General features: G+C 61.3%; 10 protein-coding genes. All 10 read right to left on the bottom strand.

Annotated elements, in window-relative coordinates; translation table 11 throughout:
- Positions 1 to 43: 43 nt before the first annotated feature.
- Positions 44 to 2,539 carry a TonB-dependent receptor plug domain-containing protein gene (locus ACYZT4_RS09205; RefSeq protein ID WP_461987132.1) on the bottom strand — a complete coding sequence of 832 codons (2,496 nt, stop codon included), beginning with the start codon at positions 2,537 to 2,539 and terminating at the stop codon, positions 44 to 46.
- A 36-nt stretch (positions 2,540 to 2,575) separates the two neighbouring features.
- On the bottom strand, positions 2,576 to 3,073 hold the full coding sequence (locus tag ACYZT4_RS09200; protein WP_461987130.1) for a RidA family protein: 498 nt from the start codon (positions 3,071 to 3,073) through the stop codon (positions 2,576 to 2,578).
- Between the two features lie 132 nt (positions 3,074 to 3,205).
- Entirely contained in the window at positions 3,206 to 4,780 is a 1,575-nt protein-coding gene (locus ACYZT4_RS09195) for a flavin monoamine oxidase family protein (RefSeq protein WP_461987128.1), read from the bottom strand.
- Positions 4,781 to 4,811: 31 nt separating this feature from the next.
- The gene (locus ACYZT4_RS09190) at positions 4,812 to 6,944 is read right to left on the bottom strand and encodes a TonB-dependent receptor (RefSeq protein WP_461987127.1); all 2,133 of its coding nucleotides are present in this window, start codon (positions 6,942 to 6,944) and stop codon (positions 4,812 to 4,814) included.
- A gap of 528 nt (positions 6,945 to 7,472) precedes the next feature.
- Positions 7,473 to 8,432 (bottom strand): D-isomer specific 2-hydroxyacid dehydrogenase family protein, encoded by a 960-nt coding sequence (locus ACYZT4_RS09185; protein WP_461987125.1) that lies wholly within the window; start codon positions 8,430 to 8,432, stop codon positions 7,473 to 7,475.
- On the bottom strand, positions 8,429 to 9,616 hold the full coding sequence (locus ACYZT4_RS09180; RefSeq protein ID WP_461987123.1) for an acyl-CoA dehydrogenase family protein: 1,188 nt from the start codon (positions 9,614 to 9,616) through the stop codon (positions 8,429 to 8,431). The genes ACYZT4_RS09185 and ACYZT4_RS09180 overlap by 4 nt, the downstream gene beginning before the upstream one ends.
- Positions 9,617 to 9,653: 37 nt before the next feature.
- Positions 9,654 to 10,664: an ABC transporter substrate-binding protein gene (locus ACYZT4_RS09175; RefSeq protein WP_461987122.1), complete on the bottom strand. Its 1,011-nt coding sequence runs from the start codon at positions 10,662 to 10,664 to the stop codon at positions 9,654 to 9,656.
- 13 nt (positions 10,665 to 10,677) lie between these two features.
- Entirely contained in the window at positions 10,678 to 11,361 is a 684-nt protein-coding gene (locus ACYZT4_RS09170; RefSeq protein ID WP_461987120.1) for a peroxiredoxin-like family protein, read from the bottom strand.
- Positions 11,358 to 12,728, bottom strand: coding sequence for an LLM class flavin-dependent oxidoreductase (locus ACYZT4_RS09165; protein WP_461987118.1), 1,371 nt, complete (start codon positions 12,726 to 12,728; stop codon positions 11,358 to 11,360). Before ACYZT4_RS09165 ends, ACYZT4_RS09170 begins: the two co-directional genes overlap by 4 nt.
- 27 nt (positions 12,729 to 12,755) lie before the next feature.
- The gene (locus tag ACYZT4_RS09160) at positions 12,756 to 13,733 is read right to left on the bottom strand and encodes an ABC transporter substrate-binding protein (RefSeq protein WP_461987117.1); all 978 of its coding nucleotides are present in this window, start codon (positions 13,731 to 13,733) and stop codon (positions 12,756 to 12,758) included.
- Positions 13,734 to 13,738 lie beyond the last annotated feature (5 nt).

Below are 13,738 nucleotides of genomic sequence, written 5' to 3'. Positions count from 1 at the left end.
ACAGTTTTATCGGTGTATGCCGAATGCCGATCTCTCCAAGCCATCAAAACGCATACTGCAACCGCGTGTAGTAATAACCGCCGGTAAATCCAAACGGTGAGTAACTCCCCCAGTTATCGCCAAACGACGAGTTGCTGACGCCGATATGGTCGGGATATTTATCGAACAGGTTCTGCGCACCCACCGCCACCGTCAGTTGCTTATTGATGGCGTAGGCGACGTCGAGGTCGGTGATCCATTTGGCCGAGTACTCGCGGTCCAGGCTCGGGTCGCTTGAGCTGTTGACCTCGGTGTAGGTGCCGTAGCGGGTCAGGCGCAGGTTGACGTTGAAGGCGTCGATGGCCCAGTCGCCGGAGAAGATCATCTTGCTGCTCGGGGAGGTTTTGGTGATCAGCGCGCGGGACTGGCGGCCCATCAGCTGGAAGTTGCCGCCCAGGGCCGTGAGTTGTTCCGGGGTGTCGTTGACGCTGAGGATTTGCGTGTGGTTGTAGTTCAGCGCCGCGGTCCATCGCACCGAGCCGTAGCGGCTCAGGTCTTGTCGGTAGTTGCCGACCACGTCGACCCCGGAAGTGCGGGTGTTGGCGCCGTTGGTGAAGTACTGCGCGCCGGCGGTGGCGGGTACGCCGATGCCGTCGAGCAGGGCGGCGACGCCGGGGCCCTGGAAGCGTTCGCTGAGCACCAGGCGATCGCGCAGGTTGATCACGTAGCCGTCCACCGTCAGGCTCAGGTCTTCGCTGGGTGTTAATGCAAAGCCGAGGCTGAAGTTGGTCGAGCGTTCTGGTTTCAACGCACTGGCGCCGAGTGCCTGGGCGCCCGTGGAATCCACCGGCAGAATCACGTAATTGTAGGACTGGTAGACGCCATTGATGGTGTCGAAACCGGTCGAGCGTGCGGTGAAAATTTCGTTGGCCAGGGACGGTGCGCGGAACCCGTTGCTGATGGTGCCGCGCACCGAGAACACCGGGTTGAACTCGTAGCGGGTACTGAACTTGCCGCTGCGCGTACTGCCGACGCCTTCGTTGTAATGCTCGTAGCGCCCGGCGACACCGACGTACCACTGCTCGACCGGATAGAAACCCACATCGATGTAGCTGGCGACGCTGTTGCGACTGACTTTCTGCGCATCTTCCGGGGAGATGCCGTTGGTGACCTGCGCGCCCAGGTCGGGCCGTTGTCCGGCGCGCGGATGGCCGGCCGGGAACACGTAGCCGCCGTCGATGTACGAGGCCTCGGAGCCGGCGCGGGTCTCGTAGCTTTCGCGTCGATGCTCAAAACCGAACGCCACATCCAGCGGTTTGCCGAGGCCAATGTCGTAGCTGTTTTTCACGTCGAGGTTGCTGGTCAACTGATCGGCGATGTAGATGCCGGAGGTGAACTTGTTCGGCGTGCTCTCACCCAGCGACGGGTTCTGGTTGTCATACGTGCGCTGCTTGGCGTAGTTGCGGCCGTAGGTGCTGCTCAGGTCCCAGGCCCAACCGCCAATCCCGATGTTGTCGCCCTTGGCACCGAAGGCGGACTGGAAGTCGGTTTCGTTGACCAGCCAGTACGGACTGTAACCGTCCGGGAAACCGTTTGGGCCGCTGGTGATCGTATTGCGGCCGTTGGGCAGGCGGTAGTTCTGGCCGTCGTTGTTCTCCCGTGTCGCCACCGTCGAAAAGGAATACAGCGTCACCGCATCGTTCAGCGGCAGGTCGAGGTTGTAGCCGGCATCGGCCAATTGGCTGCGTGGCAGGCCATATCCCTTGTAGGTGTGATGGCTGGCGCCGGCCTCGCGCGGGTCGGGCGAACCGTCGGGCTGTGGATAGTATTGGCCGGTGTAGCCGTTGCTGCCGGCCTTGTTGTCCCGTTCCTGGTAGCGGGTGTCGAGGGAAAGGTTGAGCACCCCCGATTCACCGACCTCGAAACCGTAGTTGACGGCTTCTTGCCCGGTGCCGCGCTTGCCGTCATACCCCTGGCCGAGGGTGGTGTCGGAGCTGCCGCCGGTGGTCTGCTTGAGGATGATGTTGATCACTCCGGAGATCGCATCCGAACCATATTGGGCCGCCGCGCCGTCGCGCAGCACCTCGATATGATCGATGGACGCCACCGGAATCAGGTCGAGATCGCTCGGCGCCGCGCCGCTGTTGATCCCGTTGATGTTCAGCGTGGCACTGGTGTGCCGACGCTTGCCGTTGACCAGCACCAGCACATGCGACGCGGTCAGCCCGCGCAGGGTCGCCGAGCGCACCACGCCGCTGGCATCCCAACCCGCGCGATCGGGCAGGTTGAACGACGGAATGAATTTACTCAGCGCTTCGAGCAGGCTGGGTTTGCCCACCGAGCGCAGTTGTTCGCCGGTGACCACGTCTATAGGGGTCGGGCTGGTGGTCACGGTGCGTTGCTCGGTGCCACGGTTACCCGTGACCACGACGGTATTGAGCGTGGGTGAAGTGGTTTCGGCGGCCTCAATGCTGAATGAGGCAAACCCGCAGGCAATCGACAGTGGAAGTAAAAGGGGGCGAAACGTTGGCGCCGTGCGGCGCTCTTGGTGGTTGTACATGAAGGTGAAGCTCCTTAAGGTCAGATGAATTCCATGTCACTTCTTGCGCGCGGCAACGGCTTCGATTTCAACCAGGCCGCCGGGCAACGGCAGGGCCACGACTTGAATGGCGGTGCGCGCCGGTTTGTTCGGTTGCTCGGCGCTGCCGAAGAACGGCGTGTAGCCTTCCTGCAACCCGGTGAAATCGAGTTTGCCGCCCTTGGCTGGATCACCCACCAGAAACACCCGCAGCTGCACTATGTCGCCGAGGTCGAGGCCCTGGCTTTGCAACACGCCTTTGAGCTTGTTGATGATCGAGGTGGTCTGCGTCGCGGTATCGCCGTAGGCCGCAAAGGAATCCTTCGGCGCTTTCGGATCGTGCAGGTCCGCAAGCAGACCGCTGACAAACAGCAGCTCGGTTTGCGCAGGCACCGACACCGCCAGCGAAATCGGAAAATTCGAGTTGGGGAGGGCGATGCGCTTTATCTCGTCGGCCTGGGCGCCGAGGGCGGTGGCGGACATGAAGATTCCTGTCAGTAAGTGAGTGGCTTTCATCGTTAATTCCTTCTATGGAACTGTAGGAGCGAGCCTGCTCGCGATGGCGGAGTGTCAGGCGCTATTAATGTCGCCTGACACACCTCCATCGCGAGCAGGCTCACGCCTACAGGGATTTGTGTGTGTTTGGGCTCAGGCGGCGACGCCGGATTGACGGCGTTCGGCATGTCGACCGATCAGCGAAACAATGCGCCGCGCCGAGTCGGCGGCGCTGTTCTGCCAGATGCCGACACCGCCATGGGCGAGGGCGTCGCTGGCCAGATACGTGCGGCCCTGAGGCTCGTTGAGCAAGCGGTACGCGCTCTCGCCAACCTCGTCATTGACGATCCACGGCCCCTTGCTGAATTGCACTTTCGACCAGTTGATCGCCACCGGTTTTTGCAGCTTGGCGCTGTGGCCGGGGTGCAAGAGTTCGACGGCTTGCCGGGACGAGGCGAACTGTTCGGCGATGGATTTTTTGCTGAACGCCTGGGCCGATTCACTGGTGTTGTACGCGGCAACCAAAATGCCCTGGGCACTGTTGAGGCGGTCGCTGGGGTACCACAAGCCTTTGACTTCGTGATCCAGGTAAGACAAACCGCCGTAGATGTTGAAGTCGGTTTCCCAGAAACGCGGCGCCTGCCAGGCCACTTTGTTCGCCTGATCGCTTTGCGCAGTGAGGATCGCTTGCTTGAACGGCGGGCTGAAGTTGTTCGGCAACTTGGCCAACAGCGGCAGCGGTACGGTGACGATGGCGTAATCGGCGTTCAGGGTCTGGGTCGCACCGGTCTTGCGATCGCGGTAGGTGATTCGGCTGCCTTGTTCCGAGGTCTGGATGTCGCTGACTTCGGTGTTGAACCGCACGGCGTCCTTGAGCTTTTCGTAGAACGCGTAGGGAATCCGGTCCATGCCACCCACCGGCTGGAACATGGTCGAGGAAAACTCGGGAATTTCATCGAACACCAGCGCTCCCCACAGTTTCGGATTGAGCAGGGTTTGCAGTTCCAACGGGGCGCGTGTGACGCCGGTTTGATCGCCGGCACCGGGCACGCGGTTGTAGCCCGAGCGCACCGAGCCCTTGTATTTGAAGTCGGCATTGAGGTCGCCATAGACCTTGAGGAAATTCAGCAACGCCTGACGGTCGTCGACGCTCAGATCCTGATCCAGGGCTTTGCGGCTGACGGTTCGTGCCAGCAACTCGGACAGTTGACCCCGGGTGTCATTGACCGCCTGGCGCAACTGGAAGGCCGGTTTGTTCGTGTCCGGCAGCGCCAGGGCGTTTCGGCTGCTGTTGACCAGCACTTGCAGCTCCACACCCAACTCGCGGCAGTAACCGAGGAGGGTCTGGTGATGGCTGGGAATCCGCGCCGGTCCGGCGTTGAAAAAGTGCCCGTCATCGAAGTCGACGGTCTGGCTGACGCCGTCGTCGAAATCGACTTTGCTGCCACGGCGCAAAGTCCAGTTGCGTCCTCCAACCCGTTCGCGGGCCTCCAGAATGGTCACCGTGAAGCCTGCCTTGCGTAGCTCGTAGGCGCTGACCAGGCCTGAAATACCAGCGCCGACCACGACCACGTGTTTGCCTGTGCCGCTGCTGCCCAATTGCAACGGGCTGAACGTTGAGGCCACTGCCTGAGGCGTCAGCCCCAGTGCGTTGAGCGCGCCGACAGCGGCGGAATAGCCACCGACGGCGGCAATGCGGGAAATCAGTTCCCTGCGAGTGAAAGCCATAAAAAAGCTCCTTGGCGTGTTTGCCTATGGGTTAGAGGTCGTAGCGCAGCGACAACAGCAGGGTTCGCGGATCGTTGACCGAGTAGTAGCGCGCGCCGCTGGACGGGACGAAGCCGACCGATTGCGGGTAGGCGCGGTCCAGCAGGTTTTTCACCGCCAGCGTGGTGGTCCAGTGGCCGTCGCTGGAGATGTAGCGAGTGTTGGCATTCCAGAAGGTCTGTTTCGGGACTTCCTGCACGTCATCGTTCAGCGCGTTGGCGTAGGACTTGGTCTGGAATTGCGCATCGGTGCCCGCCAGCCAGGTGCCGGGCAGACCGGCCGGGACCGTGTAGTTAAGGCCGACGCTGGCGTTCCAGCGCGGCGAGAACACCAGCTGCTTGCCGTTGGCATCGACACCCGGGCCGCTGGCGTTTTCGAAGTCGTCGTACTGGCTTTGCAGGTAGCCGACGTTGGCGGTCAGTTGCAGGTCGCTGGTCAGTGCCGTCAGGGTTTCCAGCTCGACGCCGTAGGTGTGCGCCTGGCCGACGTTGGTCCGCAGGCTCACGCCGAGCGCCGGGTCGTAGGCGTTGGTTTGCAGGTCTTTGTAATCGTTGTAGAACAGCGCGACGTTGGCCCGCAGGCGGCGGTCGAAGAAGTCACCCTTGAAGCCGGTTTCCCAGGTGGTCACGTCTTCCGGCGAGAACGCTTGTTCGGCGGCGGCGCGGGTCGGCGCGCGGTTGTCGTAGCCGCCGGCCTTGAAGCCTTTGGCGACGTAGGCGTACTGGTTCAGGTGCGGCGTCCAGGCATATTCGAAACCGATTTTCGGGCTGGTGGACTGCCACGACTTGCTCGAATCCGCCGTGAAGTTGGTCCCGGTAATCTGCCGATTGGTGTTGATCGCGTAATTGTCGTAGTCGAAATTCTTGTGCTCGCGGGTGAAGCGCAACCCGGCAATCAGCGACAGTTGCGGGGTGATCTTGTAACTGCCCTGGCCATACAACGCGTAGCTTTCGGTGTTGGTGGTGCTGTACTGGCCCTGACCGATGACCCGATTGCGTGCGACGGAATAGGTGAGGTTGTCGCGGTCGGCTTCGAACTTTTCGCGGTACAGGTACAGGCCGGTGCTGAAGCTGAATTTTTCGTAGTCGCCGTTCAGCTGGAATTCCTGGGTGGCGTAGTCCTGCTTGTAGGTGATCAGGTTGTTCTGGATCAGTGCCGCCTGACCCGAGTTGTCGTAGTCCACCGGCTGGTTGAACGCAGAATAAGCGGTCACCGATTTGAAGTTCAGGTGGTCATCGATGGCGTAGATTGCCCGCAGTACCGAGCTGCCCTGATCCAGGCGGTTCTTCGGGTTGAGGCTGCTGTAGCTCTTGAATTTATCGAAGTGGCCGTTGGCGTCGAAAGGCGTGTAGCTGGTGGTGTCGCCACGGTCGAAGGTGCCGGCCAGGGTCAGTTGCACATCCCATGGCGAATCCTCGGGCTTGAAGCGCAACTTGCCGCGGTAGGACTGGATGTCGACGTTGTTCACGTCTTGGTCACGAGTAGGGTTGGAAACGGTGCCGTCACGGGTCAGGCGAATCGCCGAAAAACTGCCGAACAAGGCGTTGTCCACCAGCGGGCCGCTGATCAGCAAGCGGCCGTTCTGCGCGTTGTAATTGCCGGCACCGAGTTCGAAGAAACCACGGGTTTCCTGGGTCGGATCGCGGGTGATCACACGGATCGCACCGGCGCTGCTGTTGCGTCCGTACAGCGTGCCCTGTGGGCCGCGCAGGACTTCGACGCGCTCGACGTCGTTGAAGTCGAGCATCGAGGAAATCGCCCGCGGGATGTACAAATCATCAGCGTACACCGCGACGGCAGATTCCTGGATCGGGTCGGTCTCGCCGATCCCACGAATGCCGTAGGTCTGTGCGCTGTAGGAAATCGACTGACGGCTGAGGGTCAGGTTCGGCACTTGCCCGGAGAGGTCGCGAATGCTTTTGATCTGCTTGTCTTCAAGGGCCTTTTCGTCAAACGCGGAAATCGCCAGCGGGGTTTTCTGCAAGTCTTCGCTGTGGTGTTCGGCGGTGACAGTCACAATCGGCAGGGCACCCTCCTTGGTGTTTTCTTCGGCGTGGGCCGACAACCCGAATACGGCCAGCGACACGGCCAGCGTCAGGCGGTTTGAACGGAAAGTGTTGTGCATGGTGGACCCCAAGGTGTGCAAGTGCTGCGTTGTCGTCGTTGGTTTTTTTTCGGCAAAGCGTTGCCGGGGCCATGGTGTGAAAGCCATGGCAGCGTTGGCTTGTGCCGGTTTCTGTTTGGATATGGCGATTGACCGTGGTGTGGTGTCGGCCGGAAAAACGTGCGGTTCCGTAAGCCTCCACCTGGTCAGGGGTCGGTAATGGTTGTAACAATATTTGTATAATGCGGAGCTGTAAAAGTCCGATTAGTTATAAGGTAATTATAAAAAATGGTTATTAAGTTTGTGATGTAAATGCGTAAAGCTGATGTTGTTTCTTTTCCGGCTCGTCGTATGTGATCCCTGTAGGAGCGAGCCTGCTCGCGAAAAACGTCCATGCAACGCGTTCATCCAGGCAGCACGCGTTATCGTTGACGTCTATCGCGAGCAGGCTCGCTCCCACAGGGGTATGCACACGACAAAGCACCAGGTCGGCTGGCAGGCCGACTGGTTTTTATTTTTTTATCCAACACATCGGACAAGCAAAAAAGCTCAGTACCCCCGCCCAAAATTCGCCGGATTATCCAACGCCAGCCCATTCAAATACCGCTCAAGATTCCCCAGGAAACTGTCCGCCAACTCATGCCGGCTATTACTGGAAATCGCCGAAGTATGCGGCGACAGCCGCACCCTCGGATGGGAGTACAGCGCATGCCCATCAGGCAACGGTTCCGGCTCAGTCACATCCAGCGAAGCCAGACCCAACAAGCCACTGTCCAGCGCCTCAAGCAACGCGCCGTGATCCAGCAAACCCCCGCGAGCAACATTGATCAGATGCAACCCGGGTTTGGCGCTAGCCAGCACCGTGCTATTGACGATATGCCGAGTCGCCTCCGTCAGCGGCGCCGCCAGCACCAGATGATCAGCACGGGCAAACAAATCATGGATATCCCGCGCCGCCTCCACCCCCTCAACCCCAAACGGCGTCGAACTCTGCCGCAACGCCACAACATTGATCCCCAGCGCACGGGCTTTCGCGGCCAGGCTTCGGCCAATCGCACCGAAACCAAGTATGCCCAGCATGCTGCCCTTGAGCGGCGTCAGCGCAGTGAAATTCCATTGCGCGTCATGCACCCAGATGTCCGGCAAATGCTTGGCAGCCGCGAATATCGCCGCCAGGGCGAACTCGGCGATGTTCTCGGCGGCACTGCCGCGCGAGGTGGTCACCGGCGGTCCGTCGAACAGCCATTTCGGGTAGAAATCGATGCCCGACGACACCACCTGAACCCACTTCAAACCATAGGGCCAGCCCGGTGGCGGCGTATCCGGCGCCACGTAGCCGCGCACATTGATCGGCCGGGCGAGCAGGATGCTCACTTCAGCCGGCAGGTCGCTGGGAACGCCGGCCGGTACATCCAGCACCTCGGCGCCAGGATGCGTTTGCGCGAGGCGCTCGCGGATCACGTCGTTGAAATCTTTATCCAGCTGGCTGGCGATAACGAGTTGGCTCATGGGCGTTCCTTTGGCTGGCGCTGGGCGAAGACGGCTTTGCCGACACCTTGTAAAACGGCGTCGTTCTGAGGGGTGTGAACACGGCTGCACAGCACATCGCGATAATGCCGCTGCAACGGATTCTGCCGGGAAAGTCCCGGGTTACCCGAGGCCTCAATGGCCAACTCGACCGCGCGAATTGCGTTGCCGGTCACCAGGTATTTCAGTTGCGCGGCGTGGCTCGCCGAGGTGTGACCTTCAGCGGCGGCATCCAGCAGGCTGCGGTTGGCAAACAGCAAGGTGTCGATGTGGCCGACGGTTTCCTGAAAGCGCGGCAGGGTTGACAGCGCAGCGCCAAGGTTGGACGGCTTGCGTTGTTCCAGCCAGCCGACAAACCAGTCGCGCGCCGCGTGCGCAACGCCGTCGTAGACCGACGACAGCAACACCGACATCCACAGAAAACCGTCGCCATCCAGCTCCGGTTGCGGCGCGCTCCAGCGGCTGGTGCCGACCGCGTGATCCAGCGGCACCAGCACGTTGTCGAACACCACTTCATGGCTGCAGGTCGCGCGCATGCCCAGGTGATCCCAGTCCTCGATGATGCTGATGCCGGGCGTGTCCTTGTGCACCAGCCAGGCACCCACCAGCGGGTCCTCGTCATTGCTGCGCGCCCAGACGCTGAACCAGGTCAGGCCATGGCTGCCGGTGGAGTAGATCTTCCGCCCGCTGATCCGCCAACCCTCCGAAGTGCGCCGGGCAATGGTGGCCGGCAGACCGCCACGGGCCGGAGTGCCGAGATCGGGTTCAACGCGCAACGCATTGATCAATGCGCCGTGCTGCACCGCGTCTTGAGCCACTTGCAGGCGCAGCGCTTCAGGCCAGCTCTTGCTGTCTTGCAGGCGCGCGTGCTGGATGTACTGCATCACCAGAATCAACGCCGTCGAAGGCTCACCCTTGGCAATCGCGCTGATGGCCTGGCGCGCCTGAGCAAGCGTCGCGCCACCGCCGCCCAACGCTTTTGGCACCGTCAACGAGACCAGACCCTGCTCATGCAGCAGCTTGAAATTGTCGTGGGGGAAGGCGCCGCTCTCGTCATATACGTGCGCGGTGGCGGCGAGCTGTTGGCCGATGCTTTCCAGCAACCCGGCGAAGTCGGCCACTTCAACCGAGCGCAGCGGCGGAGCGTGTTGGGAAAAAAGACTCATGGTGAAATCACTCGATCAAAAAAGGTTCGAAGGCGGCTCATATCGGCAACAACCGAAAACTTTTGTCCCACAGCGGGCTGACGTCGAGACGCTCGCTCAAGACCCCGGCGTCGAAGAACAGGTCGGCGACTTCCTGTTGCGAGGCGATGGCCTGGTCGTTGACTTCGAGGACTTTGTAGGGCTGGCTGCGGCTCTTGTACTTGTCGAGAAACACCGCTTTGTCGATGCCCAGCAACTGGGCCGATTTCGCCGCCCACGGCTCGGGATTGTTGTTGATCCAGTCCAGCGTGCGAGCCTGGCGCTGCAAGTAATCCTGGATCGCTTGCGCGCGCAGCGGGTCTTCCAGCGCCGCGGGTCGTGCGGCGATCAGATAGTTGCCGGACAGATAACCCAGCGCGGTTTTCAACACCCGGGCGCCGCTGCGGAATTTCGCCAACTGGATAAATACGCCGTAGATCACCCAGGCATCGAGCTGGCCACTCTGGAACGCGCTGAAACCGTCCTGCGGCGTGAGCGCGACCGGGGTGATGTCCTTCATCGTCAGGCCCTGTTCCTTGAGGGCCTTGATCAGAAAATAGTGCGAAGTGGTCGAGCGCACATAACCCACGCGTTTGCCGCGCAACTGCTCGACCGACTCCAGTGGCGAGTCCTTGGGAATCAGGAACACCTGATCGTTCACGTCGCCTTGCAGCACCGCGATCAGCCGCGGTTGGCGATGACTCTGGATCGAGAAGATCGGCGGGATCTCGCTCATCCCGCCCACGTCCAGACTGCCGGAGGCCAAGGCTTCGACGATCAGGTTGCCGCCGGCGAATTCGGAGTAATTGACCTTGTAAGGCGTGTCGGCGGTGCCGGCATCCTCGGTGAAATACGAGTCCTGGCCTTTGTAGGTCGCGACACCCAGGCTCAGGTCCGAGAATTTGTTGTCCTGGGCGAACGCCCGCGAGGTCAATCCGAGGGAGGACAGCCCCAGTGCCCCGAGGGCGATTGAACTGGCCGTCAGGAAGCCGCGACGATTGAACGGTCCCTGTTTAATGTGTGTCGTCATGGTCGAGCTCTTGTCAGATGGCGAGTTGCACGGGCGTTTGCCCGAGCAGTTGTTCAACGGCGCGCAGCACCGGGTCGGCTTCGGTGCGTACCAGCCAGTCCGGGCTGACTTCGGCGAAGGCCACCGTGCCGTCCCGGGCTATGACCACAACGGTCGGCTGCGGCAATTCCCAAGTGCCGGTGCCCGTGGTTTTGCCGATGCCGTTGCCCCTGGCCAATGCAGCCTTGCGTGACGCGTCATCGAAGCTGTAGAGGATGCCCAGGCGTCGGCCCAATTGGTTGTCCGGGTCGCTGGCCACTTGCAGCTCAAGATGGTGGCGCGTCTTGATCTCTAACAGCCGTTCCGGCACTTGCGGGCTGACCGCCACCAGCGGAACGCCCAGCGCGTGCAGTTGCGGATAGAGCTGGCGCTGGTAATAGGGCAGGGCGATGTTGCAGGCCGGGCAGCCGGCGAAACGGAAGAAAATTAACACCGCCGGGCCGTTGGCGAGCAACTCGTCGCGGGTCAGGCTGCCGCCTTCGACCTTCAGTAAAGTGAACGGCTGGACGCTGTCACCGGCGCTGACGAAATCGTCGACCCGGGCTTCATCCACCAAGCGCTGGCGCTGATCGATATTGACTTGCAGGGCCGCCGGGTCCCAGGTGGCCAAGCGTTCTGCGTGCAACGCCGCCAGTTGCTGGTTGAGGGATTCGCTCATGCCAGTGCCTCGCTTTTTTCCTGAACCTGGGCGGTCGTGTGTGCGTTGCGGTTGACCGGGACTTGCAGGCCGAGGTTGTCGCGCAACGTGTTGCCGCTGTACTCGTCGCGAAACAGGCCGCGTTGTTGCAACACCGGCACCACCAGTTCGGTGAAATATTGCAGGCCGTCCGGCAACAATGAATTGATGATGAAGCCGTCCGCAGCGCCGCCCTCGAACCACGTCTGCAGGTCGTCGGCCACCTGTTCCGGAGTGCCGACAAAATCGCGGCGCGGCCGGGAGAAGCGCAACGCGACTTCACGCAAGGTCAGGCCTTCATCCTTGGCCAGTTGCTTGATCCGGTCCGATCCGCCTTTCTGACTGTTGGAGCCCAGATCACCCAGCTCGGGGAACGGCGCGTCCAGTGGGTACTGGCTGAAATCATGGTCATTGAATGGTCGGCCGAGGGCGCCGATTGCATCCTCGATGGTCACCAGCGCCACGGCCTGCTCATAGCGGGCTTCCACTTCGGCTTCATCGCGTCCGACGATCGGGCGGATGCCGGGCAGGATCGACAGCGTGTGCGCGTCCCGGCCAAAGCCGCTGGCGCGTCGTTTCAGGTCCTTGTAGTAAGCGTGGGCGTCGTCGAAGGTCTCGGGGCTGACGAAAATCGCGTCGGCGTTTTCGGCGGCGAAATTGCGTCCGGCCTCGGAGGTGCCCGCCTGGAAAATCACCGGCTGACCCTGTACCGAACGGGCGATGTTCAGCGGGCCTTTGACCGAGAAAAACTCACCTTTGTGTTCCAGTGCGTGCAATTTTCCGGGGGTGAAGAACTCGCCGTTCTGTTTGTCGTAAGCGAAGGCATCGTCTTCCCAGGAATCCCACAGGCCCTTGACCACCTCGACGTGTTCCTTGGCAATGCGGTAGCGCACGGCATGCGGTGGATGCTCGGCCTTGCCGAAGTTATCGGCCTTGCCGAAGTTATCGGCGGTGCCACTGAGCCAGGAGGTCACCACGTTCCATCCGGCGCGACCGCCGCTGATGTGGTCCAGCGAGGCAAACTGGCGGGCGACCTGGAACGGTTCGGTGTAGCTGACCGTGACCGTGGCCACGAGGCCGATGTGCTGGGTGGTGGCGGCCAGGGCCGACAGAATGGTTAGCGGCTCGAAGCGATTGAGGTAGTGCGGGCTGGATTTTTCGTGGATGTGCAGGCTGTCGGCGATGAACACGAAATCGAACTTCGCGGCTTCGGCCAGTTGCGCCTGTTGCTTGTAGAAGTCGAAATTCACACTGGCGTTGGTCACCGCATCCGGGTGGCGCCATTCGCCCCAGCCGTGGCCGACGCCATGGACCATTGCACCGAGTTTCAGTTGGCGTTGCTTGCTCATGGTTCTACTCCTGATTCAGTCGCATCGTTAACGGGATGCCTGGTTAAGGGGGATGCGTTTGGCGTTGAAGCTCTTGTCGAAGCCTTGGGAGACGTCGATGTGTTTGGTCAGAATTCCTTCTTCCTGATAGATGTCCGCGGTGGTTTGCAGGCCGGCGATGACCTTGTCGTCAATCTGCACAGGGTCCATGTGCGTGCCTTTGGCCACGGCGACATGCACGTCCAGCGGCAGGCCGGTGACCTTGGCCTGTGCGGCGGCGTATTCCTCGGGATGGGTGTTGGTCCAGCGGTAGGCGCGATCGACCCGGGCGACGAAGTCGTCGAGTTGCTGACGTTTGCCGGTGATCGCCTGGCTGGTGGCGGCCAGGTACAAATGGTTGGTCAACAGGGTTTCGCCGCTGGCCAGGACCTTGGCCTGATTCTGTGTGGTGGAAATGGTGGTGTAGGGGTCCCACGTCGACCAGGCATCGGCGCTGCCGTTGTCCAGTAGAATGCGTGACTCGCTTGGCATCAGGAAAATGAACTGCACGTCCTGAGTGGTCAGGCCCGCGTTGCGCAAGGCTTTGATGGCGAGGAAGTGGCCGATGGAGCCGCGCGTGGTGACGATGCGTTTGCCCTTGAGGTCGCTGGCGTTGTTCAACGCCGAGTCCTTCGGCGCGAGGATCGCGGTGGTGTAGCGGCCCTCGGCGTGGATGATGCTGACCACTTTGATCGGTGCACCGGCGCCGAGGGCAAACACGTAAGGTGCGTCGCCCAGGGCACCGATATCGACGGCGCCGGCATTCAGCGCTTCGCCGAGCGGTGCAGCGGCGGGAAATTCGGAAAACTGAATCTCGTACGGCACGTCTTTCAGCTCGCCGGAGACTTCCAGCAGGACCTTGATCGAGGACTTCTGGTTGGCCACCAGCAGCGGTTGCAGGTCGGCAGCCAAGGCGGTCGCGCCGAGCCCCAGCGAGAGAATCGTGCCCAAGAGCAGGCGTTTGAAGGGCAGTCGTTGCGTTGACATGGTGA

This window comes from Pseudomonas sp. GB2N2 (assembly GCF_054897705.1).
Note: the sequence above shows the minus strand (reverse complement) of the source record. Positions and strands in the feature narration are given on the sequence as shown.

Bases quoted from the DNA above. Each gene is read 5' to 3' on its own strand.
- ACYZT4_RS09205 (WP_461987132.1), bottom strand. From the start codon at position 2,539: ATGTACAACCACCAAGAGCGCCGCACGGCGCCAACGTTTCGCCCCCTT.
- ACYZT4_RS09200 (WP_461987130.1), bottom strand. From the start codon at position 3,073: ATGAAAGCCACTCACTTACTGACAGGAATCTTCATGTCCGCCACCGCC.
- ACYZT4_RS09195 (WP_461987128.1), bottom strand. From the start codon at position 4,780: ATGGCTTTCACTCGCAGGGAACTGATTTCCCGCATTGCCGCCGTCGGT.
- ACYZT4_RS09190 (WP_461987127.1), bottom strand. From the start codon at position 6,944: ATGCACAACACTTTCCGTTCAAACCGCCTGACGCTGGCCGTGTCGCTG.
- ACYZT4_RS09185 (WP_461987125.1), bottom strand. From the start codon at position 8,432: ATGAGCCAACTCGTTATCGCCAGCCAGCTGGATAAAGATTTCAACGAC.
- ACYZT4_RS09180 (WP_461987123.1), bottom strand. From the start codon at position 9,616: ATGAGTCTTTTTTCCCAACACGCTCCGCCGCTGCGCTCGGTTGAAGTG.
- ACYZT4_RS09175 (WP_461987122.1), bottom strand. From the start codon at position 10,664: ATGACGACACACATTAAACAGGGACCGTTCAATCGTCGCGGCTTCCTG.
- ACYZT4_RS09170 (WP_461987120.1), bottom strand. From the start codon at position 11,361: ATGAGCGAATCCCTCAACCAGCAACTGGCGGCGTTGCACGCAGAACGC.
- ACYZT4_RS09165 (WP_461987118.1), bottom strand. From the start codon at position 12,728: ATGAGCAAGCAACGCCAACTGAAACTCGGTGCAATGGTCCATGGCGTC.
- ACYZT4_RS09160 (WP_461987117.1), bottom strand. From the start codon at position 13,733: ATGTCAACGCAACGACTGCCCTTCAAACGCCTGCTCTTGGGCACGATT.